Source organism: Pectobacterium sp. A5351, from assembly GCF_028335745.1.
GTDB lineage: Bacteria > Pseudomonadota > Gammaproteobacteria > Enterobacterales > Enterobacteriaceae > Pectobacterium.
Map to the genome: position 1 here is coordinate 1612674 of NZ_CP116477.1, position 26356 is coordinate 1639029.

Below are 26356 nucleotides of genomic sequence, written 5' to 3' on the forward strand. Positions count from 1 at the left end.
GTCGGTTTAAAGGGTGATTAGCAGTCAGCTAACACGATGCCGGATTGCGGATTGCCGCCGGAAGCTGGGGGGCGCTGGCTAAAGTTGCCATCCTGTCCGGCAAGCTGTTCTTTCAGCTCGGTTAATGACTTATTCAGCGTTTCCACGTTGCCTTTCAGCTCGGTGTTTTGCGCTTGTAACGCGCTGAATGTTTCGGTTTTATCCAGCAGTTCACGTTGGCTTTTGGCGATCAGCTCAACCGCCTGTTTCAGCTCTCCATTTTCCTTACTGAACCGTTGCTGACTGCCGGTTAGCAGTTCGGTGATGCGGGAAAAGAAGTTTTTGCCCGCTTCGCCAGCGGGTGCCTCTTCTTCAAATTCCAGTGTGATCGGCGTATCAGCGGCCGTGAAGAAACATTCAGGGCTGGTTTTTCGCCCGTCCAACGGGCCTTTGCCGCCGCACTTGGCGTTAAACTCCAGAATGCCGACGCCCAGACTGGCGGGATCGTCCGTCATTCCTAATCCCATCAAATAGGCTTCGCCGGTGTCAGCAAAAGACGGGTGAATTTCAACGCTGGGGTAAATTTTCTGGCGTTTTTTGTTCAATGCCACCATGTCATCAGTGGCATCAATCTTGATTTGTAGCGCCAGCTTGCCTTTGAGCGGCCCGTCCTGGATCTCAAACTCGCTCACTTCTTCCACGTCGCCATATGCCCGAAAATCGCTGGTTGGTGAGTAACCGCGAATGTGTTCAAGGTTCACGCGAGCACCGCGCACCTGTTTGTTGAAGTTTTTCGCCATTTGCGAAATGTGCGCACGTTCAAGGGTACGGCCGTCGCAGGTCGCGCCTTCAACAGCGGCAAGAAACGGTTTTGAAATCGGCATGGTAATGCTCCGGTGATAACAGGGTGTCTGTCTGATACCCCTATCATCGCCACGCTTCACCGCAGGCGCTATCAGTGCGGGTTGTTGCGGAACCACGACAACGGGGGCCGATATTTTGCCGCGCGCGGGCGCGATAGCCTGTATGTATGAATCTACTTCCCGATATCCGCACAGAAGCCAAAAGCCTTTACTGGCAGGCCTATAGCATCCCTCAAATCGCGCAGCGGCTGGGGGTGAGCAACAACACGCTGTATTCATGGCGGCGCAGGGATAAGTGGGACGACAGCACGCCGATCCAGCGGGCGCAGGAGCGCACAGAAGTACGCTATTTACGGCTGATAGAGAAAGACGACCTCACGCCGCATGACTTTAAAACCATCGACCTGTTAGGCCGTCAGATGGCGCGTTTCTCACGCGATGAACGAAAAGATCAGGAAAAGGATACTCGGAAGAAAGCGCCGAAGAACCATTTTACGGACGAACAGATCGCAGAGTTGCGCGCCCTGGTACTGGAATCACTCTACGAGCATCAAAAGCGTTGGTACAAAAAGCGCAAGCAGCGTAACCGCGCGATACTGAAAAGCCGCCAGATAGGCGCAAGCTGGTATTTTGCGCGTGAAGCGCTGTTAGATGCGCTGGAAACCGGCACTAACCAAATCTTTCTGTCGGCCAGTCGAGCGCAGGCTTACCAGTTCAAACGGTTTATTCAACTGCTGGCGTCCAGCATTGGCGTAGAACTGAAAGGCGGGGACGCGATTGTGCTGTCGAACGGCGCAACGCTGTACTTCCTCGGTACGTCAGCGGCAACCGCACAGAGCTACACCGGTAATCTGTACTTTGATGAGTTCTTTTGGGTTAGCAACTTTCTGAACCTGCGTAAAGTCGCGGCGGGGATGGCGACGCAAAAAGGGTTGCGCCGCACGTACTTTTCCACGCCATCCAGTGAAGAACATGAAGCCTACACGTTCTGGACAGGGGATTTTTTTAACAAAAGCCGCCCTAAAGCGGAACGGGTAGAAATCGACGTCACTCACAAGGTTCTAAATAAAGGACTGCTGTGCGGGGACAATATCTGGCGGCAGATAGTTACCATTCATGACACGTTAGAGCAAGGTTTTGACCTGGTTGATCTGGATGAAATTCAGTCTGAAAACAGCCCCGACGATTTTGAAAATCTCTACGCCTGCCGCTTTGTCAGCGTCGGTGAGCGTGCCTTTGACTACACCGCGCTGATTAACTGCGGTGTTGATGGCTACAACGATAACGTATGGCCGGACTGGCGACCCTACACGCAGCGGCCATTAGGTAACCGCCCCGTATGGATAGGCTACGATCCGAGCGGTGACAGCGGCACGGGTGACAGCGCCGGTCTGTCTATCGTATCCCCGCCCGCCGTTCCTGGCGGCAAGTTCCGTGTGATTGAGGTACGGCAGTTACGCGGCATGACCTTTGAAAAACAGGCCGAAGTCATTAAGGAGCTGACACGCCAATACAACGTGCAGTTTATCGGCATTGATAGCACCGGCAACGGCAACGCCGTGCATCAGCTTGTCGTTAAGTTTTTCCCCGCCGCCGTGAAATATCAATACTCGCCCAGCGTGAAACGTGAACTGGTACTGAAAGCCCAAATGCTGATCCGCGCGGGGCGGTTTGAGTATGACGCGGGGATGATGGAGCTGGCCCGTTCCTTTATGACGGTACGGAAATTTGTTACGCAGGGCGGCATGACGTCGTATGCATCAGACAGAACAAAAGGCAGCAGCCACGGTGACATTGCCTGGGCAACCATGCACGCGTTACACAACGAACCAATCGGCAGCGAGTCGGGCGGTAATGATGGATTTATTCAGGAGTTCTAACCATGTCACGTAAGAAACAGCACTCGCGCACGGCCAATCTACGAGCCCCAGCCGCACAGGCACCCGTAACAGGGGAATTGATCCAGCAGCCGATTGAGTCACTACAGTCTTTCTCGTTTGGTGATGCACAGCCCATCATGGACAGGCGCGACCTGTTGGACTGCATGGAGTGCGCCAGAAATGGCCGTTGGTATGAGCCACCGATCAGCACCTACGGCCTAGCGCGAATGTTTGACGTTGCCGTGCATCATCAGTCACCGATACTGTTCAAGCGTAATGTCATTATGTCCTGCTACGAGCCACACCCGCTGTTATCGCGGCAGGATGCCAGCGCCTTTGTACTCGACTGGCTGGTATTCGGTAACGCGTATCTGGAACTGAGAAAGAACCGTTTCGGCCAACCGCTGAAGCTGAAGCATACCCATGCCAAGTACACCCGACGCGGTGAGAATCTGGATCAATACTGGTTCGTGACGTACTACGCCAACGATCACGAATTCGAGCCAGGCTGCGTGTTTCACGTTAAAAGCCCCAGCATTCACCAAGAAATCTACGGCACACCGGAATATATGGCGGTAATTCAATCAGCGATGCTGAACGGTGAAGCCACGTTGTTCCGGCGTAATTACTACATCAACGGTAGCCATGCGGGGGTGATCGTCTACCTCACTGATCCCATCACCAACAATGCTGACGTCGAGCAACTAAAGAAGTCACTGAAAGATGCGCGTGGCAATGGGGCATTTAAGAACCTGTTTGTTTACGCGGCAGGGGGGAAGAAAGACGGCTTACAAATCCTTCCGTTCAGCCAGATTGCGGCCAAAGATGAGTTTACTGGCATCAAGGATGCAACACGCGACGATATGTTAGCCGCGCACCGTGTTCCGCCTAATTTAATGGGGATTATGCCGAATAATGCGGGCGGATTTGGTGACGTGGAGAAGGCAGCGAAGGTGTTCGCCATCAACGAACTCATGCCGATAATGGAAAGCCTGAAAGAGCTTAACGACTGGCTGGGGATCGAGGTACTTCGGTTCAAGCCCTACGCACTGGCCGAAGGTGCAATGTAACCGCGAAAGTCATTCAAAACCATTCACCTAGCCACCAAACGCAAGACCGGACAGCCGCAAAGTTGCCCGGTTTTTTTACGCCTGCGTAAAAGCGCCTGAATGCCATTTTGGGCACTGCAACAACCGAATGATGCCGCGATTGACCGAGATCGAAACGGCGCAATAGCGACGCGATGAGGATGCAGCAGCATATGAACCAGCATACCCCCTATATCCCCCTCAGCGCGCGAGGGTTCCCCCGCCACGCCCGCACACGAAAATAGTGCGTTTTTATGCAGTTGTGCAGCAGAGGTAAACCCGCGCCAGATCTGGTGCGGGAAGGGGATAATAGCATCAATAAATTTGTGCATTGGTGTGCGGGGTTGTGCAGTAATTTTTAGACAAACGAAAACCCGCCGGAGCGGGTTAGTCGCAATACAATCAAAGCGTCATTTGTTCAGGGCGGCAGTGATAAAGTTCAGCCAGTTTTTCGCGGGTCTTTTTCTGTGGTCGGGAATCTTTTGCTTCCCATTGTGAAACCGCTGATTGTGTCGTACCCAGCTTTTCCGCCACATCATATTGTGATAACCCGCGATGGATGCGCCAGGCTGCAAGCAGGCTGACATCATCACGGAACATGATTTCTACCACGTCATTAGGCACGGTTTCGTCATCGTGTTCGTCAGCAAGATAGGGAATGTCTTCATAGCCCACATCGCTATCAGACATCAGTTTTTCATATTCAGTAATCGGCAATACCACAAACTGAGGCTTACCGTTTACATCATTGATAAATTGTAGTTTTGACATAATTTCATCCGGGTGTCAGTGAGTCGCGGTGTATGTCATAAGGAAACTGGCGGGTTACCCCGCCTGATAATTAGTAAGTTGTTGATGTTCTGCGTTTGACCGCCTGAACTTCACAGACAACTGGCTCACCTTTGATGATTTCGAAAATTACCCTGTAGTCTCCAACCCGTAGTCTGAATTTACCCGCTTCACCCTTCAACGAAGTGATATCCAGTTTGACAGCGGGGAAGTTCTTCAGCTCGGCAACTTTCTCACTTATGGTGTCCTGATATCTTCGGTCTATCGTTGAACGTTGTTTCAACGCTTTCCTTTTCCAGATTACCTTTACCATCAGTTTCCTCGGCTTTTTAAAGAGCATATCCGCTTGGGATGAAATAATAATAAGATATTTATCTAATTGTGGCAATAATATCTAATCTTAAATCTAATTATTTTGCCTTCTTCCATCAACTTCACATAACGCAGCCATCACCGCCAGCCGTTCCGCTGGCGTCATCGCCTGATACTTAGCCGCCCATCTTTCCGCTTTTCTCTTGATGCGCTGCCGATCGATATAGTCTTTACCAGCAAACGCCGCACTATATGCCGCACCTTCTGGGAAATTCATCCATAGCTTTTCCGTCCTGACACCACCACGCGTCATTACTTGAAACTCGATAGCGCGCCAGTCGTGCAATAACTCGTCGTAAAGCGACGACGGATAGCCGGAAATCATCACGTAATACGGGCATTGCCGCAGAATAGCGATCAACTCACGATGATCATCAACCGTGTATTCATGCCGATAACGTGCGTTGCCGGTTCTGGTTTCTGGCAAATACGGCGGGTCTGCGTAAATCAGCGTGCGACCCATTGCCTCAAGGTCGTGACTTTGCAGAAAATCAACAGCATCCTCATTGATGATCCGTAGCTGAGTATCTAGCGTGTCTACAAACTCAGGATTAAACTGACAAAACTCTTCAACGGTGATCGGGTCAATATCAACACCAACATTCAGCCGCGCGGGCGGCTTATTCAGCATGACGGCACCGCCACCCAGGTGAGTTTCAACGTAAATATCATGCGGTGGCATGTTGGAAATTATTTTCTGATACGCGCCTGACGCGGCCTTACTTCCCAGATATCCCATTTTTTCCCCTTGTGGTACCACATAGCTATTTTCATCTGTGCTGCAGCCGCGTCATTTCTGACTGTGATCGATGTTCTGGCCAGCACAGCCGGTTATGACTATGAAACGTCACGCAGCGTCGCGATCCGCTGTAACAGCGACGCCGCTCTATCCTGATATTCCGCGTCTTTTTGCTTTTTCGTCTGTGCTCGATACAGACAGCCGTCAGCGCTAGCAATGTATGCATAGCCAGCGAGCGCGATTGCATTGCCTGTTTCCAGCCGCCGCAACTCACCGTCGCTGATATCCCAACCCAATGAGCGGGCGAAATCGGCAACGCTGGCACGCCAGTCGTCCGACCGTTTACTAACAGTCTGTTTTTCACTCTCTTTGTGCGGCTGAGTTGTGGACGAGCGTTCTTTATGTCGCCTATCCGGCGGTTGAGATCGAAGTCGATTGAGCAATCCACGCCGTTCCATATCAGTCATGTGCTCAAAGTCGATGTTTTCTGGCTCTGACGTACTGCCAATCTCTCTATCGGCCGGTTCGGAAATGCTTATTTTTTCGTCGCCCGTAGAGTTATTGACAGAACTCCAAGCGTCGCCGGTTGGCGACGTAACAGCCAAACCACGCCCAGCGCTATCATTAGCGCCTGCGTCTGCGGCCTGTTTTTTGCGGATTTTCCACTTAACGAGACGGGTACAGATGCGCGATAGCTCACCCAAACGTGGGGAGAAAACACCAAAGATTTTTTCTGGTGTCTCACCGTAGTCGTTTTGCTCGTCAGCTTCCTCATACGCTATGCGCACGGTATATAACTCACGCGGGATCAGTACGCCGCCTTGCTTTTCGATGTAAGTGGCGAAACAGCCTGCGTCCGCAGATGCCAGCACGGCATCCATTGCCGGATCAGCAAGCTGTGCCGTGCCACGTTTGAAGGTTCCGGCTTCTTTCTGCACTGCGGTAAGTTGGTTCGCCAGTTTGCGCAGCTCGCGCCAGACTGTGACTGGCGGCAGGCCGAACGGCTGAAACTGCCGGATGTTATGTTGAGACGCCCAAGCCATCGCAAACTTTGCGGTTTCACGCAGAGGCTTTCCTGTTTCACCGTCCAGCTCGCCATCCAGCGCGTAGCCATCAATGTTTTTGCTGATGTATTTCGCCACATAAGCAGTGGCGCTACCTTTCTTGGGATCAAGACGCTTCGCTTTAAAGCGCGCGCCGGTATTACGCCCCAGCTCGGCACGGTCTACAGCGATGAAGTATTCACGCAGAATTTCAGTGATTTCTTTCCGGTCTTCGGGCGGCATGAATAGTAATACGTGCCAGTGCGGCGTAGCGTCGTGATGCGGTTCTGCAACGCGAAAGCCATACGGACGTAGGCCGCGCCGGTTCAGTTTCGACATGGCCTTAGCCCACGTCTTACATAAATAACGCTGCCCCTGCCGAGGTGATGAGGTATCCCACTTGGGATTTTGATGACCGCTCTGAATTGTGGCGTGATAGCGCGACGGGCAAGTGATAGTAAGAAAAACCCCCTCATCACTGCGCGATATGGCAACCATTTCAACGCCAGCCATACGCGTCATCAGTTCGTGACGGCGAATAACAGGATTGCTGATGCTGGCGTATACCATGTTTTCCAGCGATGCGACGTTGCCATCCTCATCAACCAGTTCATGCGCCTTAAAGAATTCGCGGTTTTTACGGCGTTGCTCTTGCCACTGGTTCAGTGCATCGATACTGACATACGGCATACGTTTCTTGTGGATCACGCCGATGGCGCGGAACTGGTTTTCTCGCCATTCGCAACGCAAACGCCATAACTTACGCCCCCACCATTCGGGGCTGATGATGCGCAGAATGGCGGAGCAAATACGTTTTTTTGATTCGTTATCGCCAATGATCACGCCCCAGCATGGCGGCGTTACACGTAGCGCCAGCATTTCACGGCCTAAATGCCAGAAAAGCGCCTGAATCTCGTCGTTGGTCATATCAGAGGGCAAAGTATTGCCGCATTCGGTTTCAAACATTTCCGCGATGCTGGCTGCGATAGCATGACCGGCGTTAATCGCCTCATGTTTCGTAAACTCGGCAAGATGCATCCACCGTGCGCGCCAGTAGCTGGCAAGCTCTGACGTAAAACCATTACGCACACCTTGCTTGGCGCGCACGGCATCCAGACGCAGCAGGGCTTTTTTCACGGTTCCCATGAAAAAGGCGCTGACGTGTCGCGGCTCGCGGTTCTCGCGCAGCCATTCGATTTTTTTCCTGTAGGTATCGCGGATAAAAAACGGCTGTTCAAGCAAGCGGCATTCGACACCTTCCGGTGTTTCCATCCAGTTCTGCAATGTTGATTGATGCTCATCCCGCTCAGCTTCAGCGAACTGACGGCGCATCGTCAGTAACGTTGCATTAGGCTCGAAATAGTCCAGCCGCGCGACGGCCTGATCAAAATCCAGATCGGAGAAAGCAGCGCGTGATACCAGTCGCTTAAGGTGTTGCTCGACTGCTGGGTGTGGCTCGGTGGTATTTGTGGCAAAGGGAGAAAAGGAATCAGCGATCCCCTGTGGTATGGAGATCGCTGGACGTGGCGCATTCCACGGATAAGCCCATTGTTCGGACATTACTCACAAACCCCAGCATAAACGCTGTTGCAAACCATCGGATCGACAGCTTCGCCCAATAAATCGAACTGCTGCCCCCCCCTAGTTGTTAACGCCCAATCTCTGTACGTGTGGATGCCGTGCGACTCGACACTAATACACTCAATGCGCCGTTCCGCTTTTTTGGGATCGTTTGTTGATGGGAAGAAAGTGGAATTCTGACGACGAGAACATGCAGCAACGAGGTTTTCCCAGCGCGCCACTCGCTCTACTTCTTCCGGCCAGCGACGAAAGATTTCAGCAAGCTCGGATTTTCTGGCGTGTATGCACGGCATACATCCAACGCGGCTACACCCCTGCTCATAAAGGGGGTTTGGCTTGATACCGTGCCGCTTTGCCAATGCAAAGACATCAGCATGTTTCCAGTGAAGAATGGGGCGATAGATGCTTATACGCGGCCCCAAATCAAAACCGGATTCCCATTCTGAAAGAAGCGCACGCGATGCGGATTCTTCGGCGCGAACACCTTGCCAGGAGACCACTTCAAAACCCGCATCAGTGATCGGCTCAACAACCTGTAACCGGATAGGTTCGTGTTTTAATTCTGTTGAGCAAAAACGCCGTTTCGTTGATGGAAATCTGCCTTTCCACATACACAGATCGAGAAACGGAATACCAGTTGGATGCAGGGTATCTAACGCAGTAGCGATAATGCTTGCGGCCTGTTCATCAGTAAAACCACATTCTGAAACAAGCGTCGTAGGCCACTTTTCAGCAATGAATTTCCTTTTGCCTTCTATTTGCCGAGAAAAGTCAGCATGGACACGCCTGATTTTCCCTAGCTTAGATTCCAGATAATCCAGATACTCCATCGTCTGAGGGTGTTCGTGTCCGGTATCAGCAAATGCGGGAATATGATTAATGCCGTTCTCTACAGCTAATAGCCATTGAGCCAGGCTATCTTTACCCCCAGAGACGCTAATAACGTTGATGGTGTCATCATGAAAACAACGCGCATCAATCATCAGAACCCCCCAGCACGCCGATCACTTCTTTTGCAGCACCGCGCGTGATGCCGTTTGCGCTGATAGATCGCTGAACCGCGATTTCATGGAACTGATAGTGTTGATAAATCTCGCGCGTGGTGGGAGTGTCGCTATTTGAGATAACTACAGGCGTTGCGTATTGGCGGTGCATGTCCCATAGCAACTGAGCCAACTCGCTGTGTTGTGCGGAAGTAAAAGCCGATGTGTAGTACTGAGTGAAATTATCCGTTTCGCTGGCTGGCAGATATGGGGGGTCACAGTAAATGACGAAGCCTGGCTCTGTATGAGCCAGCAATGTTTCTTTAAAATCAGCACAAATAAAGATAGTTGCCGTGTCATTAGCTTTTTCAGCAAACAACCGTATTTCATGCTCAGGAAAGTATGGTTTACGGTACTTCCCGAACGGTATATTGAAATCCCCAGCATTGTTATAACGGCACAGTCCGTTGAATCCATGCCGATTCAGATATAAAAATAGCGCTGCTGTAAATATGCTGGGGTTTGATTTTTGATAGTTAAAGCTCAGTCGATGGCCGTTATACGCATCTACATTATTGCCGCTATTAAATAGACCGCGCGCCGTGTCTATTAACTGCTCTGTATCATAAGCAGCGTACTGATATAGGTTGATCAAATCAGGATTGATATCACCTAACACATAACGGCGATAGTCTGTATTCATGAATACAGATGCACCGCCGATAAACGGTTCTATCAAACAATCACCCTTCGGAAGAAGCGGGAGCAAATCGGGCAGGGCGCGGGTTTTACCCCCCGCCCATTTGATGAACGGGCGGATCATAATTCACCGCCGCTATTCTGAACCAACCGAGACATAACCGCAGAAACCAACGCGACCTGACTGATCGCATCATCCAGCGCGTTATGTTTAACGCCGATGGTTTCTGCTGTGCTGAGAAAGCGCCCCATATCCATGATGGCGAACCCAGCTTCTTTCATCGTTCTGACGTCACGCTCATTCCAGTAATTCCACGGAACATCAATATCCGTTCGCTCAAATGCTGTTTTCAGGATCGTGCAATCAAACGACGGGCTATTCGCCCACACATGCAATGTTTCTAGGCTTTCAGCGTGATCTGTCAGCCAGTCGCTAAATGCGCTGAGTGCGCCCCAAATAGGGGTAGCATCATCGCTAATTAATTCAGCACGGGCGTCTGATGACTGACGCAACCACCACTTAATGGTGTTGCCATCTGGCACAGCACCATTGAGCATGTCGTTTTCAAAATCGACGCGGCAATAAAAACGCTCACCCAATTCACCTGTTACAGGATGAAAGAACACCGCGCCGATTGAACCCACCGGCGCGTTGGCTTTTTTCCCCAGCGCTTCAATATCAATCATGACGTTGTTCATACGATGATCTCCTGTGACGAGTGCTCAAACCGCTCAGCCTCTTTGCGCATCAACTCGATAACCTCTGCGGCTGAAAACTCTTTTTGCTGTGCGTGGAGTGCCAGCGCTGCAAGACGTTGAGCAAACGACCAATGCTGGTCTTTTTTTTCCTCCAGACGTGCTTTTCCCAGCAGAGCGACAAGCGCCTCACTACCAGCTACTTGCATCGTTTTAACTTCTGCATTTCTCATCGTGATTTCCTTTTTTCAGGTAATAGAAAGCCCGGCGGGTTTACGCCTTTAATTAATTTACGAAGTGGTTATTTGAAATTAAAAAACGCCGTATCTCTTATTTCGGCTGACTTCAATCAATCGTTTTTCAAACTCGTTTTTTAATTGAGAAATAAATTGCTTTTGTGCTTCTGATTCACCATCAAGAGACAACTCCCCGCAGGCTGTTTTTATTGAAAAGCCACGTTCGCACATTTCAGGGATTATATTTCCTAGCACATAACGCAACTGACTTTCAGTCATAACCCCTGCCTCTCTCGGCTTCTTAATCAGTTACGGCGTTACGCCGCAATACCCATTAAACGGGCGAACCAGCGACGCTTTTTAGGCGCTGGCATATACGGCCTTCTGCTCCACGGTGCAAAATAAGCCTGCGCTGGGGTTGGCTGGAAACGCTTGCCGTTTGGTAATTCCAGCCAGCCGTTATTATCTTGCGGGGATGGTGATTTTTCTTTTAATAAACGCGCTGTGCTAATCATGCTGAATTCCTCATGCTGTGCAGTTCGTTGATATAAGAAGTCGCTTGACCCAGCGCATCAAATAGCCCGAATGACTGATCGCCTTGACTTATGCGATAACGAGTTATCGGGTTGGTTGCCGTTCTGGGGCAGCGAATAATAGAAAAACCGCGATAAACGCTGGTATGTTCGCTGACTTTAATTAACGCGTGATCAATACCAAAAAATACCAGTCGATTTTTTTCCATGATTAAATTTCGCTATTGGTTATCGCATCCCGAAGCATGGCGATTAAATTAACCTCGACTTTTTCCATTCGCGCCTTTTTGGGACGAATGATAATTCTTCCGTCAGAAACCATTCCTTCGCAGGTACGCAATGGAATACCCGTCATTTCTGAATATGTTTTTAATGAAACATATGGGGTAGGGACGGTGATATTAATGTTTAATGCCTTAGCCATTTCACCACCTACTATCCTTGTGCGTTAAAAGATTCCAGACCCCGCAGAAACACCAGGCGGGCCATGCTTGACAGTGAACGGCTTTCTTGTGCTGCCAGTGCCGCCAGTTTGTTGCGCTCATCGTCCGATAAGCGCATTGGGGTGGGGTTTTTGGACGCGATACCACGCGGTAAACGCGATCTCTGATCATGATTTTCTTGTGTCATAATGGTATGTTGTGATCCACTAAGTTCCTGTTCAACACAATCTAGTGAAGAAAACTTCCTATGTCAACTTCGAAAGAGGAATTTTTATTCCTTATTGGTGGGCGTTTGCGCGAAGAGCGGGAAACGATTGGTAAAAGTCAGAGTGCAATTGCAGAAGAATTAGGCACGACAACAAGGACTTGGGGAAAATACGAGCGTGGTGAAACTGCGCCTGATGGTGCAACGCTTGCTTTTCTTAGTGAAAATTACGGCATGGATACTTTGTATATCCTCACTGGAAAAAGAACCCCTGACCTTGGTGACATTTCTAATGACGAATTAGAACTGATCAAAATCTATCGCGCTGCACCATTGGCGATAAAAGCTGCCGCCTTAGCCGCGTTGACGGCGGGTAGTTCTGCAACAGCATCGATAAACGTAACGGGTAGCGGCCAGCGCGTAGCGGGCAGGGACTATCACGAAGGCAAGAAGTAGCGAAGCATCAAGGATGTAATGGATGACCGTAGAGGCTCAAGGGGATAATAATCGGGTCGCAGGACGTGATTATTACGAAAAAAATATCAATATTGCTGCACCAGAATCTAAAGAAGATTTGCGCCCATTGGTTAGCGCACAGCGTTCCCAATTAAACCAGTTGGTGAAAGATATTGCGGAAGCAGGGCGTGAAGATGTGCGTTTTGTTTGGCGTCGGTTACATGCTGAGCTTGGCGTTAATGGTATTGAAGAAATCACCATCAGCCAGTATTCCACGGCGCTAAGTTTCCTGAATGCATTACATGATCGCAGTCGGGAAAAAGATGCTAATAAAAAATTAGTGTCCCAATTATTAAGAAGCACACAGCAGAACGAATTACGCGAACAGCTTACGAGGTTCTGTCATATCAATTTTGGTACGAGCCGGTTAATCGATTTAACCCGTCCCCAGCTTCAACAGGCTATGGGGTGGTTGGATGAGCGGCAGGGCAGAACTACACCCAACGCATCACCCCCAAAAGTGCAGACGTGGCAAGATGCGGTAAATACCCTAAAAGCAGAACCACGGATTTTTGGCGCAGTGCTGGTGGCGGGGATCGTGCTAGGGATGTTGTTGGCGCATTGATATTTTTATAATTCACACAGCAATTTAGTAATCATGGAGATAGATCTATGCTATTTGATGAATGGAAAGTGAGTGATAATAAAGAAGCCTTTTTTATTTATGTTAATGCTAAAAATGAAAAATCCCCTAATCACATCGTTAACTTGGTACATAAAGATGGTTTTTTACAAGGGTACTCAATAAATAAAAGAGGCTATAGAACTTATAGCACTGACAGAATAGTTAAGTTTTTTAATTCAGAAGATGAATTGTTTTCATTCGATGAATCTTTTGACAAAAATGAATACAAGGAAAACCCCGTATCTAGCAAGGTAAAAACTAAAAAACATGGCTTGGAAATTTGCTTTACTGGGTTTGATAAAAGTGACAAAGATGAGTTAACTAAATTAGCTAAGGAAAATGATTTCATCGTGAGGGCTGGTGTTACAGCTAAACTTTATTTTCTTTGCTGTGGTGCCAACGCTGGTTGGAAAAAAATAAAAGAAGCTAATGAAAAAGGATGCTTCATCCTCACTAAACAGCAATTTCTCAATTTCATTGAAACGGGTGAAATACCATTAGATCCTACCGATGATTATGAAATTGATTCAGGGGATATTTTAGAAAAAATAAAAAACGTTCATGATGAGGTGATAACCACCTTTAGGACAGTAAGGGAACCACGAAGAAGTAGTGCGCTTCTGGCTGTATTTGTTGATGGCTATGCTTCCGGATGGAAGTTTGCAGTTGGCACCGCATTTAGGGATGCTCTTGACATTAAGTTAACTAAAGTCACCTTTGACGGTGTTCAGCATGATACCTGGACTCAAGGAAATTCTTTTGCTTTCCATCGTGGCGATTCATTCTACAGTGATAGATTAGGTTATAGCGATTGGGCTTCATTCATAAAATTACCACATGCCGTATTGTTGAAAGTTAAATATGACTGTTATGCTGGATACGAAACGTTAGCATCTATTGATGGAAAATTCACAGGGGATTTCATCCCGTATAAACAACTCACCCCTAAGCCACTAGTTGATTTGCCAATATTAATTGAAAGCCAGTCATATGATGCCGGCGTGGTTACTCTTGAAATATACAAGCCCAATGATGAGAAAAATAAAGTTACTTTGTGGGATACGGTGACTATGACTCAAGATGATCTAGTTGCATTATTGCAAACAGGTTTTTTTTGGAAAAAAGAAGAAGGAAAAAAAGCCGAACGCATTAATTTATTTTCTAACAAAGAAATCATTTAATTATGGCTGTAAGCAAACTCCCATCTGGCAAATGGCTTTGCCAGTGCTTTCCTTATGGCCGCGATGGTAAACGTGTCCGTAAACAGTTTTCTACCAGAGGCGAAGCGCTCTCTTACGAGCGCCGCCTTATGGCCGATAAAAAAGGCATCGATACCACAACCAGCAACATCACTCTGAAAGATTTGGTTCAGCGCTGGTATGACATGCACGGTAAAACGCTATCATCAGGCGATTCCCGCTACACAAAATTACTCTCCATTTGTGAACGGTTAGGCGATCCGTTTGCTATCGACGTTGATAAAAATATGTTTGCCGTGTACCGAGAACGACGCCTTAAAGGCGAGTGGAATCCGAAGGGGAAAGCCGTTCTGAAAGAAGCAACGGTTAACCGTGAATACTCTTACCTGCGTGCGGTCTTTTCCGAGCTGAAAAGGATGGGGGAGTGGGACAAAGAAAATCCGCTGGATGGCATACGCCAATTCAAAGAAGGTGATCAGGAGCTGGCATTTCTCTATCCAGACGAAATAAAGCGCCTGCTGGCCGCGTGTGATGAATCAGATAATAAAGATTTGGGTATCATCGTTCGTCTGTGCCTGGCTACTGGAGCACGATGGAGTGAGGCGCAGGATTTAAAGCAATCTCAAATCCTGCCAAACCGCGTTACTTTCACCAGGACGAAAGGCAACAAGAATAGAACAGTGCCAATTTCGGAAAAGATGCGCAGCCTGCTGCCGAAAAAACGCGGAGCGCTTTTCACCCCAGCCTATGAGTCTTTCAAGTACGCCATTAAACGGGCTGGCATTGAACTACCGAGCGGGCAGCTTACCCACGTTTTACGTCACTCATTCGCATCACACTTCATGATGAACGGCGGAAACATTCTGGTACTACAACAGATTTTAGGTCACAGCACTATCACGATGACGATGCGTTATGCCCACTTTGCTCCTGACCATCTGGATGCGGCTGTTACTCTAAATCCGTTTGATTCATTAGAAATAGATAAGTAATCAGATCGTTGCCATCGGTGGATTTGGTGGCAGCAAAAACGAGCGTAGCGCAGTATTCCGTACAATTCCGTAATCGCAACTCGTTGATATCATTTAACCTATTGTTTTATTTAATGCGGTGTAACTTTTTAAAATCCCTCGGCGTTCGCGCTGTGCGGGTTCAAGTCCCGCCCCGGGCACCATTGATTTAAAAAGAATTAAAACAAGCACTTATGTGCAATGTCGTAGACCGCCGAGAGGCGGTTTTTTTGTACCTAAAACCGCCTTTCCTAATATTCTTCCTAATATGATTTTTGCGTGTTTGGTGAATATGCAATTATCTTGAATTTTTATTCTGACCACCCACGACAGGAACGATCGGTATTTTTCGGTCGTATCGTGCTGTCTGGCTGATTGTCATGTGTCCCGATATTGCCTGTTTTTCTGCTAACGTCCCATCGAGATCTGAAACCCCTTTAGCCTTGAGATCGTGAAAAGTGAAATCAAAGCTCAAGTGTGGGAACGCCGTGGCCGCATCTTTTTTGGCTTGCTGCCAGCGGCTGTTGAATCCGTCGCGAGTGTAGCGCCCTCCGGTCGGTTGATGGATTATGTACATACTGCTGATGCCCGGTTTTATTGGCAAGTTACGTGCATTTGTTACAGCGGCTCTCAGCCTGTCCGTCCATGCCTTGATTTGTTTTGCGCCCGTTTTTCCCTGAGCGATAAAAATCCCCTGATCTAATATTTGCCCCTCAGTCAGCGAGAGAACATCACCTTGCCGAGAGAGGCACAGATAGGCTATTTCCATAGCCACCTGGACAACTGGCGCCGCGACGGAGTACAGCGCGTTATACTCGTCATCAGTCACGTAACGATCTCGCGCCACTTCTTTGAACTGTTTAACGCCCTGGCATGGGTTACTTTTACACAATCCCCGTTCGTATCCCCACCTGAATACGCGTGACATAAACGCCTTTTCCCTGTTTGCCTGTGTTTTGCTTTTCACCCCACGCTTATCCATATATTTCCTGATGTGTTCGGGCTTGATTGAGTCCGGCGACATCCCCCCAAAAACTGGAATTATTTTCGCAGAGTATTTCCGGTAGTCCTTTTGTGTTTCACTCGCTAGGTCGAGGAAGTCCGGCGATTGCATAAATCGTTCGGCCATTCTCTCCAGAGTGAATTTTTCCTCACGATAATTATTTGCCGCGTCGTATTTCTCCCAGATTAATGGAATGGGGGAATCGAGAGGGCATAGTGAAATAGAGCCGCCGCCAACGGGATGAAATTCATATTTGCTTTTCCCGCGATACACGCGCGGCGGCAATGCGTTATCGCGGGGATCTTTGCGTTTACGAGCCATAATTAAATTGCATCAAAATTAGGCTGTTCAACTTCTTTATGCTCAGCTTTCGCAGCGGATAGGCTTGCGTTAATTGCTGTCCACGTAACACCTGGTCGCCCATCTCTACGGGTAATAAAAGAAATGCCGGAGCGGGTGAGGGCGGCACACTGTTTTGATGGGTATTTATACCCCGTCAGTTCTATTAGCTCGTCGTCGGTTAATAGGTCGGTCATGGTCTTGCCTTAATTTATCAATGATTGCGTCGGCTGCTGCACAAGACTGGTCTATATCCTGTTGCGTTAGAGTGATTTTTCTAACGCTCGCAGACAGCCGACCGATTTTAATATCGAACTCAGATAACAGGCATTTGCCCGGTTTCCATACTTGCATTGTGACCCCCGTAAATTGAGGTCACACGGTATTGCTAATGGCGGGTTATTTCTGATTATCGTTAATCAGTTTTTCCTGCCGGCGACGTTCACGCGTTATTTTCACATCAGGCGGGAAATGGAACGCAAACACACTGCGTGATTGAACTGCGATCATTCCGTTCCGACCGTCTGGTAAAGCTACGTGAATGACGTCCCCGCGCTGTGCGGACATTTTTAGCATTGGTCTTGCCTCGCTTGATATTGACGGTTGTCAGTCGCCTTACCGAATTTGCAGAGCGCGCGCGCCAATCTCGATGTGCGCACCGGGTACCGGATTTAACAACTCATCAGGCGGGATTTCGCCACGTGCGGTTATTTCCACGACCGCCGCCTCTGCGGATTCTATCGCCTCCTTAATGGCTTTCTTGTCTGGCGTTGTGATTGTCTGTACGTTAACGAAGTCGTCAGGCACAAGTGATTCATTATCGATAACCACATTTACCACGCCTTTTCGCGCAGTAAATGTGTTCTTTGTTGTTTTGATTTTGTCGAGATTGGCCGCCAGCAGGCAATTTAAAATGTATTGCTTCAGGTGCTTTGCCTGATTGCCAAATGATTTTTTACGATCACTTAAGCGCTTAATTTCTTTGTCGCAGGTTTCCTCTTGGCCTTCCAGGTTTTTAACGTGAATCAGAACGGAATCTAATTTAACCGATGTCGCTGCTGACTTTAAAACGGACAGTGACATTTACCGCATTGCAACCCGCTATTTTGCCAACATCCCGAAACCACCAGCAATCACCGTGTGGATGAAGAACGCGAACGATACGCTGCTGGAAATCATCAACAGCGCTAACGATCGCATTTGGCGCTATCACTATTTTCTCAAGAACGCCGATGTGACAGCGGCAATTCTGCCAGATTTATCGGACTGGTCGGATGCTGCCAGCCATCCGCTATGGTTCACGTTTAGCGCAGATATCCGTTAGAGACCGGTCAAACAGCGAATGACAACGCCGTTACTCGTCCGATGACAGTAACGATGACGGTCGCTATATCTGATAACCCAGTAAAAGCGCTGATGGCTGAGGCTGGTCAGTTTTCTGGCATTGCGGGGATTGGTGCTGGTGTTGCAGTCGGTGCGGTCGGTTCGATTCTGGGAGGCGGTGCGGCAGCGCTGGCCGGACTGGCAGCATCTGCTGGCTTGGCGTTCGCCGCGTCAGGTAGCAAACGATCCGAGTCGGCACTGCTGGAAATACGAAAGTTACAGGTTGAAAAGTCGATTCTGACGGTTGTCGGCGTTAATTCATCCTACGACGACATGATCATTACTAATACGCGAGTCCAGAAAAACAAACAGAACGAAGGGGGGCAGGAGATCGTCGTAGAAATGCGAGCGCTGCTGATAAAAAACAGAAATGACAGCGCCGCGACTACAAACCGGAATCTACCTGCTGGAGACTCGGCAGCTACTCAGGGGCAGGCGAACGTTAATTTAGGCGAGGTAACACCGCAATGAAAATAGTCCCCCTCACGCGCGGTCTGGCTGACTTCTCGTTTACGTCAACGCTCAATAGCGCAACGTTACGATTCAATGTGCGATGGCTAACGCGGTACAGTTATTTCGTCGTAGATATTCGTGATGCAATGGGTAGCCCGATCACATTGGGGCGAGGTCTGCACGTTGGCGTCAATTTATTGGCGGGGCTGAATACCGACATCGGCAGATTGGTGCTGGATGGCGAAACACCAACAATGGAAAATCTCGGTGTCACAAACAATCTGAGGTGGTACCCAAATGACTAGATTATTCGGGCGAACGTATAACCTCGAAGTGACATCGGCAGAAGGGAATAAATTAACGTGTGAGCCACCGACACAGGTCAAATTTCTGATTACTAATATGCCAATGAATCAAGTCGCCACGGCCACGATTATGATTTACGGCGTGTCTGATCAGTACCGACAACTGATACAGAAATTCGATGAAACTCGCCAGCGTTTCGGTACCGTCCGCCTGACTGCTGGATACGACGAATCATCCGGGGAATTATTCACCGGGCAGATAAATAGCGTTGAAGTGGGGCGCGATGGTGTGAACGTTTATCTGCGCCTAAACTGCTGGTCGGTGATCTGGGCTGACGCCACTATCGGAAAGACGTGGGGCGAGAAGACGCAGGCAATAGAAATACTACAGGACGTGGCGCGATCGTTCGGTCCACCGATCGAAGTCGTTGGAAACTTCTCCGACTTGCCGATGTTTAACCATGGCTACACATTACCTCATACATCAAGCAGGAATTTTTTAAACGCTATGAAAGCCGCGTGGCGTTATGACTGGCTGCTGTCGGACACTAAAACCACGCTGATTCGTGATGGAGCCACACGACCAACAACCTACGAGCTGAATTCAGATAACGGCATGGAGAGTTCCCCGCGCTGGTACCAGAAAGACATGGAGGTTGATTCACGTCTCAACCACATCATCCAACCTGGCGATTTGATAAAAATCCGTTCTGATTTTTGGACTATCAACTACAGCGGCATGTACAACACCGGACTAAATGACACGTCGAATATTCAGCGCCGAACCGGTTCATTCAGGGTGCTATCAACGACGCATCAGGGTGATTTCTGGAATGACGACTGGCGTACAACGTTTCGGTGCCAGTGGAGCGCTGCATAATGAAAAGCACAAACCCGCTATTTTCTGCGATTCAATCCGCCAGCTTGAACATGATCGGGGATTTAATGATCGGCATGCCCGGTCATGTTGTGGCCTACGACCCAGATAAACAACGCGCTCAGATCGAATGCGGCATTCAAAGAAGAATGCCTGATGGCGCGATTGAAACTTTATCTGTGTTGATTAACGTTCCTGTGCAATTTTCCGGCTCCGCTGATTGGGTTCTGTTCCATGAGTTGCCCGCGGGTACCGAGGGGTATATTCATTTCAGTCAGCGATCTGTTGATGCGTGGCTCGATATGGGCGGTCCGGTACCGCCAACCGGCCCCGAAATGTTCAGCGCCAGCGATGCTTTTTTCTCACCCGGTTATCGGTCACTGAAAACCGCGATTCCCGATCTGCCCAATTCAGGTGTGGGCATGAGCAACCGTGACGGTTCTGTGCGCATCCACCTGACAGATGACGGCATAACCCTGACATGCGGCGGCGTTTCGTTGACTGTTTCGCCTGAGGGCGTGACAGCCAATGGAAAAACAACACTTAATGGCCGGACAGAGGTTACCACAGGTGGATTAGCTGTCGGTGATATCGAGTTTGATGATCACGCGCACGGAGGCGTTGAGCGCGGCAGTGGGGTATCTGACGGCCCTCAATAAATTTGAAACCACATTCACGCCCTGGCATTCGTGGACTGCACCCCAAAAGTTGGACACCCAACTGAGTAAGGTGCAGTTTTTTATGGCAAAGCCAAAATATTCCCTCGAAACCAGATTAGCTGTAGTTAATCACTACCTCGCCGGAAAAGATGGAACACATCGTACAGCTGAACGCTTTGGTGTTGAGAGAACATCAGTGCGACGCTGGGTAAGAGCCTGGCAACTCCATGGTATTGATGGCATTACCTGGAAAAATGACCGCCATTCTCCGGCGTTCCGGATGACTGTTGTCCAGACTGTTCTCAATGAAGAACTTTCGATGCGTGAAGCTGCCGCACGGTTTAATATCTCAACTGAAACCGTTGTCCGGCACTGGGTGAATGTATACAAAGACGCAGGTGAGAAAGGACTTCTGAGCATAAAACCAGGCCGGAGCAAGGACATGACAAAACCCAAAAAAACACCTCCACTTACCGATGCTGCACTGGAAAAGTTATCTCCCGAAGAACTGCGGGCTGAACTTCGTTACCTGCGCGCAGAGAATGCCTATCTAAAAAAGCTGAAGGCCTTAGTTCAAAGCGAGAAAAGCGGCAGAAAGCCGGAATAATCAGTGAGCTAAGGCTGGAGTATGCGCTCGGTGATCTTCTGCGTGCAGCGGGTATGTCCCGTAGTACGTGGTATCACAATATGAATGCGCTGAAGCGAGTGGACAGGCATGCCGGGCTGAAAGATAAAATCAGAGAGATTTACCACTATCACAAAGGGCGTTATGGCTACCGCAGGATCACACTCTCACTGAGAAAACAGGGGTTGTTGGTAAACCATAAAACTGTGCAGAGACTGATGGCGGAGCTGTCACTCCGCTCTCTGATAAGGGTGAAGAAATATCGTGCCTGGAAAGGGGAAATGGGCAAGGCTGCGCCCAATATCCTGAGCCGGAACTTCAGTGCATCGAAAGCCAACGAAAAATGGGTCACGGATGTTACAGAGTTCTCGGTGCAGGGTAAAAAGCTGTACCTGTCGCCGGTTCTCGATCTGTTTAACCGGGAGATTATCTCCTACAGCCTGTCGGAAAGGCCGGTGATGGAGATGGTTAATACGATGCTGCACGATGCGTTCTCAGCGCTCGGACCGGAGGATACACCGCTGCTGCACACGGATCAGGGCTGGCAATACCGAATGGCAGGCTATCAGGCAAAGTTAAAGGCACAGGGTATGACGCAAAGCATGTCACGCAAGGGAAACTGCCTGGATAACGCGGTGATGGAGAACTTCTTCGGCACACTGAAATCGGAGTGTTTTTACCTGAACAGGTTCAGCGATCTGAATGAACTGAGGAAGGCGATAGAGGACTATATCCATTACTATAACAACGAGCGGATCAGCCTGAAATTAAAAGGCCTGAGTCCGGTAGAATACCGAACCCGGGCCCTGATAGCCGCTTAACATGAACTGTCCAACTTTATGGGGTCAGTCCATTCGCTGGGGCTTTTTTATGGGCGCTAGTGGGATTCCCTTTTACCAGACCTCTTTCATATCCCCATCTGTAAACGCGAGACATAAACGCTTTTTCTCTGTTGGCTTGTGTGCGGCTCTTAATGCCACGCTTGTCCATATACCGGCGAATATGCTCCGGTTTAATAGAATCGGAGGGCATTTGTCCAAATACAGACAAAATTTTTCGAGAATACTTTTTATAGTCCTTCTGTGTTTCAGTGGACAACTCAAAGAAATCACCAGACGTGAAGAATCTCTCAACCAGACCGGAGAATATGGAGTCATTTGGGCGATCATTGATCAATGCTTCCCATGCGGTCCAAACTTGTGCTTGTGTGCAGGTTTTGTCGCATAGTCGAATGTTACCGCCTCCTTTTGGATGATATTCATAAGCTGAGCGCCCCAGATACACCCTTTTGGGCATCCATGCGTCTTCTTTATTTTTTCTGGCCTTTGGCATTAATCAAGAGCTCCAAAATTTGGTTGTGGTGCGTCACTTGAGATTATTTTTTGACGCTGTGATAGGGGATTATTGAAGTGCGTCCACGTGGTTCGGGGGCGCCCATCACGACGAGTAATAAAGAAAATACCGGCGCAGCGTAATGCCTCGCATTGCTTGGATGGAATTTTGTAACCAGTTAACTGTAGTGGCACACTGAATTTGGCCACCTGAATAGAGGTGATATCATCACCTCACAGTCAAAACAGGTGACATTATGACCGGACGTAACAGACGTAATTTTAGCCCCGAGTTTCGCCTCGAAGCTGCCCAGCTTGTACTCGATCAGCACTACACCGTTGCCCCGCTGCAACGGCAATGAATGTCGGCAAATCCACGATGGACAAATGGGTTCGACAACTGAAAGAAGAGCGAGCGGGAAAATCACCCACTGCTTCACCCATGACACCTGAGCAGATTGAAATACGTGAGCTAAAGAAAAGACTTCAACGCGTTGAAATGGAAAGGGATATATTAAAAAAGGCTACCGCGCTCTTGATGTCAGACTCCCTGAACAATTCTCATTAGTTGAGAAACTCAGGGCGCGGTTTCCTGTTGCCGTTGTGTGCAACGTGTTTGGGGTTCATCGCAGCAGTTATAAATACTGGCGGCAGCCCAGGAAGCCTGACGCCACGAGAGTGGCATTACTGAGCCTTGTGCGTGAAGTTTATCGCGAAAGTAACGGCTCAGCAGGAGCGCGAAGCATTGCCGCGATGGTCACCACCAAAGGTATAAAACTGAGCCGCTGGCGGGCAACAAAGCTGATGAAAGCGCTCAATATTATCAGTTGTCAGCAACCTGGCCATCGTTATAAGAAGGCGTCTAAGGAACACATTGAGATCCCTAATTATCTGGCTCGCCAGTTTGCTGTTACCGAGCCTAATCAGGCCTGGTGCGGTGATGTGACTTATATCTGGACGGGAAAACGCTGGGCTTATCTGGCTGTAGTACTCGATTTGTTTTCCCGTAAACCGGTTGGCTGGGCGATGTCATTTTTCCCTGATTCAGCACTGACAGGTAAAGCCCTGTCGATGGCCTGGGAAGCACGGGGAAAACCGGCTAATTTACTGTATCACTCGGATCAAGGCAGTCACTATACCAGCAGGAATTTCAGGCAGTTACTGTGGAGATATCAGATAAAGCAAAGTCTGAGTCGCCGGGGAAATTGCTGGGATAACAGCCCAATGGAACGGTTCTTCAGAAGCCTGAAAACAGAGTGGGTACCGGATAATGGCTACACGAATTTTAGCCAAGCCAGCACGGCAATAACGAATTACATCACAGGATATTACAGCCAGCTCAGACCCCATCAATATAATGGTGGTTTGACGCCGAATGAATCAGAAAGATTGTTCTGGAAAAACTCTAAAGCCGTGGCCAGTTTTTGTTGACCACTACAGGGAACTGTATGAAGATATTTCCGGGAAATGGTGCTTCAGGGAGGTCGAAACTACGGATGAAGCGAAACGTCTCCAGATGGAGTTCGAAATAGAAGTAAGGAAAGCTTCTCAATTAACTTCTCAGGAGCGTAAACAGCATTTAGCGGTAAGTAATATGCCGGAAATGAAGGAAGTTATTACTAAAGTCTTTGTTCGTAATCCGTATGTGGTGGCTGAGGTGCTACATAGAGCACAAGGAAAATGTGAACTTTGCAAACGTAATGCACCATTTCTTCGTGGTAAAGATGGCACCCCATATCTTGAAGTTCATCATTGTGTTCCGCTATCTCAAGGAGGGGAAGATACGGTTGAAAATGCAATAGCTGCTTGTCCAAATTGCCATAGACAAGCCCATTTTGGTTGAAGTTATCATTTAATGGTTTAAAAAATATCCCTATCCACACACGAAAGTTCATTCATGTGCGAAATTCAAGAGTTATCTCCCCATACTTCTCAGTATTAGGAGAGATAAATTATATGGCTATGACCAATTGGCAAACTCAAACGGCCTAACCATCCCGTTGCGGTTAGCATCCAGAAAATCAGCCCACCCTTGCAACGTTAAGCGGTATTGCTCAAGATGTTTAGCCTTATGGGAGCAGTCAGCGCGTTGCCATGTGGATCACTATTATACTTACAATGGCTGTATAGCCTGAACTTCATGCTGAAAAACATAAGGGTCAGATAAAAGACAAAATCTATCATCTTCGGGGTAGGTTACGGCGATATGATAGTCCTCACCAGCAAAAGCCTTAACTGCATCAATGTCAGACCAGTAAGTGGCAAGGAAAAAATGTTCCCAACTTCCCTGAGTGACTCGCTTAACAAAAGCGCCCTGATTACCTGTTATGCCTTGCGAATGTTTCACACCTGTTAATTGAAGATGAGTTGCAAAACCCTCTGCATGTTCCAGTGGCACACACCCATGCCATGTTCTTACTATCATTGCTCGACTCCTGTCGCAGTAAAGTCAATAAATTAATCAGATGAACAAATAACGGGAAAATATTATCATTGTTCTCGCTACATCTTCTGAAAAGATGCGGTAGAGTAAATTTAATACTACTATTTGGCATATTAATAATATATAGGCCATCCGTGGCCTTTCGCTATTCACCCCTTCTGCGCAAACTCAAACGGCCTGACCATCTCGTTGCGGTTAGCATCGAGAAAATCAGCCCACCATTGCAACATTAGGCGGCGTTGTTCAAGGTGCTTGGCCTTGTGGGTATAGGCGGCGCGAACGTTATTCTTTTCCATATGGCTCATCTGAAGTTCAACCACATCTTCAGGCCAGATACCCGATTCAATTAAGGCACTACACGCCAGCGTTCGGAAACCATGACCACACAGATCGGTTTTGGTGTCATAGCCCATTTTGCGCAGTGCCTTGTTGATGGTGTTCTCACTCATAGGCTTCATCGCATCATAACAGCCTGTCAGGATAAAGCCGTCATCACCGTTAACGTCATAGGTGAGGTCTTTAAGCTCTTCCAAAATTGCCAGTGCTTGATCGCATAGAGGAACATAATGTTTCCTGCGCATTTTTGCACCACGGCCTGAATGTTTGATCCCTTCAATAGCTTCACGCTGTTCAGGGATAACCCACAAGGCGCTTTTGAAATCGATCTCTGACCATCGGGCAAAGCGGAGTTCACTAGAACGCACAAAAATCAGCAGATTGAGTTTTATCGCCAGTTGAGTCAGTCGGCTACGGCCTTTATAGCCTTCAATGCGTTCCAGCAGGGTAGGTATCTCTTCCAGTTCAATAGCAGGGCGGTGTTCTGTTTGTGGCTTCTGAACAGCACCTTCCAAGTCATAGGCCGGATTGAAACGGATCATCTTTTGCTGGACGGCATAACGCATGATGGCGGTCGTGTACTGTTTCACCCGCATAGCAATTTCCAGATAGCCCAGCTTCTCTATCTTTTTGATGGGAACCAGCAGATCGCCAGTATCCAGTTCAGCAATGTCTTTTTCACCTATGTCAGAGAACAGGTAGGTTTCAAGACGGGTCCAAACAGAACGCTGATAATCTTCTGACCATGTGGTTTTGGTGGAAAACCAGCTTTTGGCAACGGTCTTGAAAGCGCGAGTATTGTTACGCTTCTCTTGAATGGTTTTGTTGTCAGCCTGTTTTTTAGCACTGGGGTCAATGCCAGCGGCTAACAGCTTTTTTGCTTCATCCCGGCGTTGTCTGGCATTAGCCAGAGATACGGCAGGGTAGACGCCGATGGAAAACACCTTCTGTTTCCCTTCAAAGCGATAGCCCAACTGCCAGTATTTTGAACCGTTGGGATGTACCAGCAAGTAGAGGCCGAACCCGTCAGTGAGCTTCACCGCCTTTTCTGACGGCTTGGCATTTTTTACTTTAGTATCAGTAAGTGACATGACGGTTCCCTCCGATTGCTGGTAAAAACGAA

The 26356-nt window shown here is 48.7% G+C and carries 33 protein-coding genes and 2 pseudogenes; 14 read left to right on the forward strand and 21 right to left on the reverse strand.

What is annotated here, in order from left to right; all coding sequences use genetic code 11:
• Positions 1 to 17: 17 nt before the first annotated feature.
• Positions 18 to 863, reverse strand: a complete 846-nt coding sequence (locus tag O1Q74_RS07745) for a GPO family capsid scaffolding protein (RefSeq protein ID WP_271877758.1) — start codon at positions 861 to 863, stop codon at positions 18 to 20.
• Between the two features lie 146 nt (positions 864 to 1009).
• On the opposite strand from O1Q74_RS07745, the gene O1Q74_RS07750 reads away from it, so the two are divergent.
• Both O1Q74_RS07750 and O1Q74_RS07755 read left to right on the forward strand, forming a co-directional pair.
• Positions 1010 to 2722, forward strand: a complete 1713-nt coding sequence (locus O1Q74_RS07750) for a terminase large subunit domain-containing protein (protein ID WP_271877760.1) — start codon at positions 1010 to 1012, stop codon at positions 2720 to 2722.
• Between the two features lie 2 nt (positions 2723 to 2724).
• Positions 2725 to 3792, forward strand: coding sequence for a phage portal protein (locus O1Q74_RS07755; RefSeq protein WP_271877762.1), 1068 nt, complete (start codon positions 2725 to 2727; stop codon positions 3790 to 3792).
• A 420-nt stretch (positions 3793 to 4212) separates the two neighbouring features.
• On the opposite strand, the gene O1Q74_RS07760 is transcribed toward O1Q74_RS07755, so the two are convergent.
• From O1Q74_RS07760 to O1Q74_RS07820, 13 genes are all read right to left on the reverse strand, one after another.
• Positions 4213 to 4581: a helix-turn-helix domain-containing protein gene (locus O1Q74_RS07760; RefSeq protein WP_271877764.1), complete on the reverse strand. Its 369-nt coding sequence runs from the start codon at positions 4579 to 4581 to the stop codon at positions 4213 to 4215.
• Positions 4582 to 4651: 70 nt separating this feature from the next.
• Positions 4652 to 4912 carry a type II toxin-antitoxin system RelE family toxin gene (locus O1Q74_RS07765; RefSeq protein ID WP_271878816.1) on the reverse strand — a complete coding sequence of 87 codons (261 nt, stop codon included), beginning with the start codon at positions 4910 to 4912 and terminating at the stop codon, positions 4652 to 4654.
• 93 nt (positions 4913 to 5005) lie between these two features.
• Positions 5006 to 5710, reverse strand: a complete 705-nt coding sequence (locus tag O1Q74_RS07770; protein ID WP_271877766.1) for a DNA adenine methylase — start codon at positions 5708 to 5710, stop codon at positions 5006 to 5008.
• A 98-nt stretch (positions 5711 to 5808) separates the two neighbouring features.
• Positions 5809 to 8313 carry a replication endonuclease gene (locus O1Q74_RS07775; protein ID WP_271877768.1) on the reverse strand — a complete coding sequence of 835 codons (2505 nt, stop codon included), beginning with the start codon at positions 8311 to 8313 and terminating at the stop codon, positions 5809 to 5811.
• Positions 8313 to 9317 (reverse strand): phosphoadenosine phosphosulfate reductase domain-containing protein, encoded by a 1005-nt coding sequence (locus tag O1Q74_RS07780; RefSeq protein WP_271877769.1) that lies wholly within the window; start codon positions 9315 to 9317, stop codon positions 8313 to 8315. Before O1Q74_RS07780 ends, O1Q74_RS07775 begins: the two co-directional genes overlap by 1 nt.
• Complete coding sequence (locus O1Q74_RS07785; protein ID WP_271877771.1) at positions 9310 to 10140, reverse strand: Dam family site-specific DNA-(adenine-N6)-methyltransferase; 831 nt, start codon at positions 10138 to 10140, stop codon at positions 9310 to 9312. Before O1Q74_RS07785 ends, O1Q74_RS07780 begins: the two co-directional genes overlap by 8 nt.
• Entirely contained in the window at positions 10137 to 10715 is a 579-nt protein-coding gene (locus O1Q74_RS07790) for a 3'-5' exonuclease (protein WP_271877773.1), read from the reverse strand. Before O1Q74_RS07790 ends, O1Q74_RS07785 begins: the two co-directional genes overlap by 4 nt.
• A complete protein-coding gene (locus O1Q74_RS07795) occupies positions 10712 to 10945 on the reverse strand; it encodes a DUF2732 family protein (RefSeq protein ID WP_271877775.1) in 234 nt (77 codons plus the stop codon). Before O1Q74_RS07795 ends, O1Q74_RS07790 begins: the two co-directional genes overlap by 4 nt.
• 78 nt (positions 10946 to 11023) lie before the next feature.
• The gene (locus O1Q74_RS07800; RefSeq protein ID WP_271877777.1) at positions 11024 to 11227 is read right to left on the reverse strand and encodes a hypothetical protein; all 204 of its coding nucleotides are present in this window, start codon (positions 11225 to 11227) and stop codon (positions 11024 to 11026) included.
• A gap of 38 nt (positions 11228 to 11265) precedes the next feature.
• Complete coding sequence (locus tag O1Q74_RS07805; protein ID WP_271877779.1) at positions 11266 to 11463, reverse strand: phage filamentation protein Fil family protein; 198 nt, start codon at positions 11461 to 11463, stop codon at positions 11266 to 11268.
• Complete coding sequence (locus tag O1Q74_RS07810) at positions 11460 to 11690, reverse strand: hypothetical protein (protein ID WP_271877781.1); 231 nt, start codon at positions 11688 to 11690, stop codon at positions 11460 to 11462. Before O1Q74_RS07810 ends, O1Q74_RS07805 begins: the two co-directional genes overlap by 4 nt.
• A gap of 2 nt (positions 11691 to 11692) precedes the next feature.
• Positions 11693 to 11905, reverse strand: a complete 213-nt coding sequence (locus O1Q74_RS07815) for a hypothetical protein (RefSeq protein ID WP_015840831.1) — start codon at positions 11903 to 11905, stop codon at positions 11693 to 11695.
• A gap of 11 nt (positions 11906 to 11916) precedes the next feature.
• Positions 11917 to 12111 carry a hypothetical protein gene (locus tag O1Q74_RS07820; RefSeq protein ID WP_103164703.1) on the reverse strand — a complete coding sequence of 65 codons (195 nt, stop codon included), beginning with the start codon at positions 12109 to 12111 and terminating at the stop codon, positions 11917 to 11919.
• Positions 12112 to 12171: 60 nt separating this feature from the next.
• On the opposite strand from O1Q74_RS07820, the gene O1Q74_RS07825 reads away from it, so the two are divergent.
• Genes O1Q74_RS07825 through O1Q74_RS07840 form a run of 4 tightly spaced genes read left to right on the forward strand, consistent with a single transcriptional unit; the run spans position 12172 to position 15461 of the window.
• Positions 12172 to 12585 (forward strand): helix-turn-helix domain-containing protein, encoded by a 414-nt coding sequence (locus O1Q74_RS07825; RefSeq protein ID WP_039490540.1) that lies wholly within the window; start codon positions 12172 to 12174, stop codon positions 12583 to 12585.
• 22 nt (positions 12586 to 12607) lie between these two features.
• On the forward strand, positions 12608 to 13210 hold the full coding sequence (locus O1Q74_RS07830) for a hypothetical protein (protein WP_271877782.1): 603 nt from the start codon (positions 12608 to 12610) through the stop codon (positions 13208 to 13210).
• Between the two features lie 47 nt (positions 13211 to 13257).
• Positions 13258 to 14451 carry a BRCT domain-containing protein gene (locus O1Q74_RS07835; protein WP_271877783.1) on the forward strand — a complete coding sequence of 398 codons (1194 nt, stop codon included), beginning with the start codon at positions 13258 to 13260 and terminating at the stop codon, positions 14449 to 14451.
• A gap of 2 nt (positions 14452 to 14453) precedes the next feature.
• Positions 14454 to 15461 carry a phage integrase gene (locus tag O1Q74_RS07840; RefSeq protein ID WP_271877784.1) on the forward strand — a complete coding sequence of 336 codons (1008 nt, stop codon included), beginning with the start codon at positions 14454 to 14456 and terminating at the stop codon, positions 15459 to 15461.
• 316 nt (positions 15462 to 15777) lie between these two features.
• Here O1Q74_RS07840 and O1Q74_RS07845 read toward each other — a convergent pair whose 3' ends face one another.
• The 3 genes from O1Q74_RS07845 to O1Q74_RS07860 all read right to left on the reverse strand — a co-directional run bounded on the left by O1Q74_RS07845 (position 15778) and on the right by O1Q74_RS07860 (position 17904).
• A complete protein-coding gene (locus O1Q74_RS07845; RefSeq protein WP_271877785.1) occupies positions 15778 to 16803 on the reverse strand; it encodes a phage integrase central domain-containing protein in 1026 nt (341 codons plus the stop codon).
• Positions 16804 to 16805: 2 nt separating this feature from the next.
• On the reverse strand, positions 16806 to 17018 hold the full coding sequence (locus O1Q74_RS07850; RefSeq protein WP_271877786.1) for a DUF4224 domain-containing protein: 213 nt from the start codon (positions 17016 to 17018) through the stop codon (positions 16806 to 16808).
• A 418-nt stretch (positions 17019 to 17436) separates the two neighbouring features.
• Complete coding sequence (locus O1Q74_RS07860) at positions 17437 to 17904, reverse strand: siphovirus Gp157 family protein (RefSeq protein WP_271877788.1); 468 nt, start codon at positions 17902 to 17904, stop codon at positions 17437 to 17439.
• 61 nt (positions 17905 to 17965) lie between these two features.
• Between O1Q74_RS07860 and O1Q74_RS07865 the strand changes: the two genes are divergently transcribed.
• The 6 genes from O1Q74_RS07865 (at position 17966) to O1Q74_RS07890 (ending at position 21944) form a co-directional block, all read left to right on the forward strand.
• The gene (locus tag O1Q74_RS07865) at positions 17966 to 18145 is read left to right on the forward strand and encodes a hypothetical protein (RefSeq protein ID WP_271877789.1); all 180 of its coding nucleotides are present in this window, start codon (positions 17966 to 17968) and stop codon (positions 18143 to 18145) included.
• A gap of 41 nt (positions 18146 to 18186) precedes the next feature.
• Positions 18187 to 18675, forward strand: a complete 489-nt coding sequence (locus O1Q74_RS07870) for a phage baseplate protein (protein WP_334311398.1) — start codon at positions 18187 to 18189, stop codon at positions 18673 to 18675.
• Positions 18672 to 18962, forward strand: coding sequence for a phage baseplate plug family protein (locus O1Q74_RS07875; protein WP_271877791.1), 291 nt, complete (start codon positions 18672 to 18674; stop codon positions 18960 to 18962). The genes O1Q74_RS07870 and O1Q74_RS07875 overlap by 4 nt, the downstream gene beginning before the upstream one ends.
• Complete coding sequence (locus O1Q74_RS07880) at positions 18955 to 19842, forward strand: phage protein (protein ID WP_271877792.1); 888 nt, start codon at positions 18955 to 18957, stop codon at positions 19840 to 19842. The genes O1Q74_RS07875 and O1Q74_RS07880 overlap by 8 nt, the downstream gene beginning before the upstream one ends.
• Entirely contained in the window at positions 19842 to 20498 is a 657-nt protein-coding gene (locus O1Q74_RS07885; RefSeq protein ID WP_271877793.1) for a Gp138 family membrane-puncturing spike protein, read from the forward strand. The genes O1Q74_RS07880 and O1Q74_RS07885 overlap by 1 nt, the downstream gene beginning before the upstream one ends.
• 82 nt (positions 20499 to 20580) lie before the next feature.
• Positions 20581 to 21944, forward strand: a protein-coding gene (locus tag O1Q74_RS07890) for an IS3 family transposase (RefSeq protein WP_271873361.1) whose coding sequence is annotated in 2 segments (ribosomal slippage) — positions 20581 to 21058 and positions 21058 to 21944 — 1365 coding nt in all. Because the reading frame shifts where the segments join, the coding sequence is not laid out codon by codon here.
• Between the two features lie 43 nt (positions 21945 to 21987).
• Here O1Q74_RS07890 and O1Q74_RS07895 read toward each other — a convergent pair.
• Together O1Q74_RS07895 and O1Q74_RS07900 are read right to left on the reverse strand one after the other, a co-directional pair.
• Positions 21988 to 22455: pseudogene (locus tag O1Q74_RS07895) on the reverse strand (phage integrase central domain-containing protein); the annotation flags it as partial.
• A complete protein-coding gene (locus tag O1Q74_RS07900) occupies positions 22455 to 22679 on the reverse strand; it encodes a DUF4224 domain-containing protein (RefSeq protein WP_271878818.1) in 225 nt (74 codons plus the stop codon). The pseudogene O1Q74_RS07895 and the gene O1Q74_RS07900, both read right to left, overlap by 1 nt.
• A 32-nt stretch (positions 22680 to 22711) precedes the next feature.
• Here O1Q74_RS07900 and O1Q74_RS07905 point away from each other — a divergent pair.
• Positions 22712 to 23885, forward strand: a pseudogene (locus O1Q74_RS07905) (IS3 family transposase).
• A complete protein-coding gene (locus O1Q74_RS07910; protein WP_271877794.1) occupies positions 23830 to 24297 on the forward strand; it encodes an HNH endonuclease in 468 nt (155 codons plus the stop codon). Before O1Q74_RS07905 ends, O1Q74_RS07910 begins: the two are co-directional and overlap by 56 nt.
• A 270-nt stretch (positions 24298 to 24567) precedes the next feature.
• On the opposite strand, the gene O1Q74_RS07915 is transcribed toward O1Q74_RS07910, so the two are convergent.
• Together O1Q74_RS07915 and O1Q74_RS07920 are read right to left on the reverse strand one after the other, a co-directional pair.
• Positions 24568 to 24879, reverse strand: coding sequence for a hypothetical protein (locus tag O1Q74_RS07915; RefSeq protein WP_271877795.1), 312 nt, complete (start codon positions 24877 to 24879; stop codon positions 24568 to 24570).
• Positions 24880 to 25046: 167 nt separating this feature from the next.
• Complete coding sequence (locus O1Q74_RS07920; protein ID WP_271877796.1) at positions 25047 to 26324, reverse strand: tyrosine-type recombinase/integrase; 1278 nt, start codon at positions 26322 to 26324, stop codon at positions 25047 to 25049.
• Positions 26325 to 26356 lie beyond the last annotated feature (32 nt).

Bases quoted from the DNA above. Each gene is read 5' to 3' on its own strand.
- O1Q74_RS07745 (WP_271877758.1), bottom strand. From the start codon at position 863: ATGCCGATTTCAAAACCGTTTCTTGCCGCTGTTGAAGGCGCGACCTGC.
- O1Q74_RS07750 (WP_271877760.1), top strand. From the start codon at position 1,010: ATGAATCTACTTCCCGATATCCGCACAGAAGCCAAAAGCCTTTACTGG.
- O1Q74_RS07755 (WP_271877762.1), top strand. From the start codon at position 2,725: ATGTCACGTAAGAAACAGCACTCGCGCACGGCCAATCTACGAGCCCCA.
- O1Q74_RS07760 (WP_271877764.1), bottom strand. From the start codon at position 4,581: ATGTCAAAACTACAATTTATCAATGATGTAAACGGTAAGCCTCAGTTT.
- O1Q74_RS07765 (WP_271878816.1), bottom strand. From the start codon at position 4,912: ATGGTAAAGGTAATCTGGAAAAGGAAAGCGTTGAAACAACGTTCAACG.
- O1Q74_RS07770 (WP_271877766.1), bottom strand. From the start codon at position 5,710: ATGGGATATCTGGGAAGTAAGGCCGCGTCAGGCGCGTATCAGAAAATA.
- O1Q74_RS07775 (WP_271877768.1), bottom strand. From the start codon at position 8,313: ATGTCCGAACAATGGGCTTATCCGTGGAATGCGCCACGTCCAGCGATC.
- O1Q74_RS07780 (WP_271877769.1), bottom strand. From the start codon at position 9,317: ATGATTGATGCGCGTTGTTTTCATGATGACACCATCAACGTTATTAGC.
- O1Q74_RS07785 (WP_271877771.1), bottom strand. From the start codon at position 10,140: ATGATCCGCCCGTTCATCAAATGGGCGGGGGGTAAAACCCGCGCCCTG.
- O1Q74_RS07790 (WP_271877773.1), bottom strand. From the start codon at position 10,715: ATGAACAACGTCATGATTGATATTGAAGCGCTGGGGAAAAAAGCCAAC.
- O1Q74_RS07795 (WP_271877775.1), bottom strand. From the start codon at position 10,945: ATGAGAAATGCAGAAGTTAAAACGATGCAAGTAGCTGGTAGTGAGGCG.
- O1Q74_RS07800 (WP_271877777.1), bottom strand. From the start codon at position 11,227: ATGACTGAAAGTCAGTTGCGTTATGTGCTAGGAAATATAATCCCTGAA.
- O1Q74_RS07805 (WP_271877779.1), bottom strand. From the start codon at position 11,463: ATGATTAGCACAGCGCGTTTATTAAAAGAAAAATCACCATCCCCGCAA.
- O1Q74_RS07810 (WP_271877781.1), bottom strand. From the start codon at position 11,690: ATGGAAAAAAATCGACTGGTATTTTTTGGTATTGATCACGCGTTAATT.
- O1Q74_RS07815 (WP_015840831.1), bottom strand. From the start codon at position 11,905: ATGGCTAAGGCATTAAACATTAATATCACCGTCCCTACCCCATATGTT.
- O1Q74_RS07820 (WP_103164703.1), bottom strand. From the start codon at position 12,111: ATGACACAAGAAAATCATGATCAGAGATCGCGTTTACCGCGTGGTATC.
- O1Q74_RS07825 (WP_039490540.1), top strand. From the start codon at position 12,172: ATGTCAACTTCGAAAGAGGAATTTTTATTCCTTATTGGTGGGCGTTTG.
- O1Q74_RS07830 (WP_271877782.1), top strand. From the start codon at position 12,608: ATGACCGTAGAGGCTCAAGGGGATAATAATCGGGTCGCAGGACGTGAT.
- O1Q74_RS07835 (WP_271877783.1), top strand. From the start codon at position 13,258: ATGCTATTTGATGAATGGAAAGTGAGTGATAATAAAGAAGCCTTTTTT.
- O1Q74_RS07840 (WP_271877784.1), top strand. From the start codon at position 14,454: ATGGCTGTAAGCAAACTCCCATCTGGCAAATGGCTTTGCCAGTGCTTT.
- O1Q74_RS07845 (WP_271877785.1), bottom strand. From the start codon at position 16,803: ATGGCTCGTAAACGCAAAGATCCCCGCGATAACGCATTGCCGCCGCGC.
- O1Q74_RS07850 (WP_271877786.1), bottom strand. From the start codon at position 17,018: ATGACCGACCTATTAACCGACGACGAGCTAATAGAACTGACGGGGTAT.
- O1Q74_RS07860 (WP_271877788.1), bottom strand. From the start codon at position 17,904: ATGTCACTGTCCGTTTTAAAGTCAGCAGCGACATCGGTTAAATTAGAT.
- O1Q74_RS07865 (WP_271877789.1), top strand. From the start codon at position 17,966: ATGAAGAACGCGAACGATACGCTGCTGGAAATCATCAACAGCGCTAAC.
- O1Q74_RS07870 (WP_334311398.1), top strand. From the start codon at position 18,187: ATGACAGTAACGATGACGGTCGCTATATCTGATAACCCAGTAAAAGCG.
- O1Q74_RS07875 (WP_271877791.1), top strand. From the start codon at position 18,672: ATGAAAATAGTCCCCCTCACGCGCGGTCTGGCTGACTTCTCGTTTACG.
- O1Q74_RS07880 (WP_271877792.1), top strand. From the start codon at position 18,955: ATGACTAGATTATTCGGGCGAACGTATAACCTCGAAGTGACATCGGCA.
- O1Q74_RS07885 (WP_271877793.1), top strand. From the start codon at position 19,842: ATGAAAAGCACAAACCCGCTATTTTCTGCGATTCAATCCGCCAGCTTG.
- O1Q74_RS07910 (WP_271877794.1), top strand. From the start codon at position 23,830: ATGAATCAGAAAGATTGTTCTGGAAAAACTCTAAAGCCGTGGCCAGTT.
- O1Q74_RS07915 (WP_271877795.1), bottom strand. From the start codon at position 24,879: ATGATAGTAAGAACATGGCATGGGTGTGTGCCACTGGAACATGCAGAG.
- O1Q74_RS07920 (WP_271877796.1), bottom strand. From the start codon at position 26,324: ATGTCACTTACTGATACTAAAGTAAAAAATGCCAAGCCGTCAGAAAAG.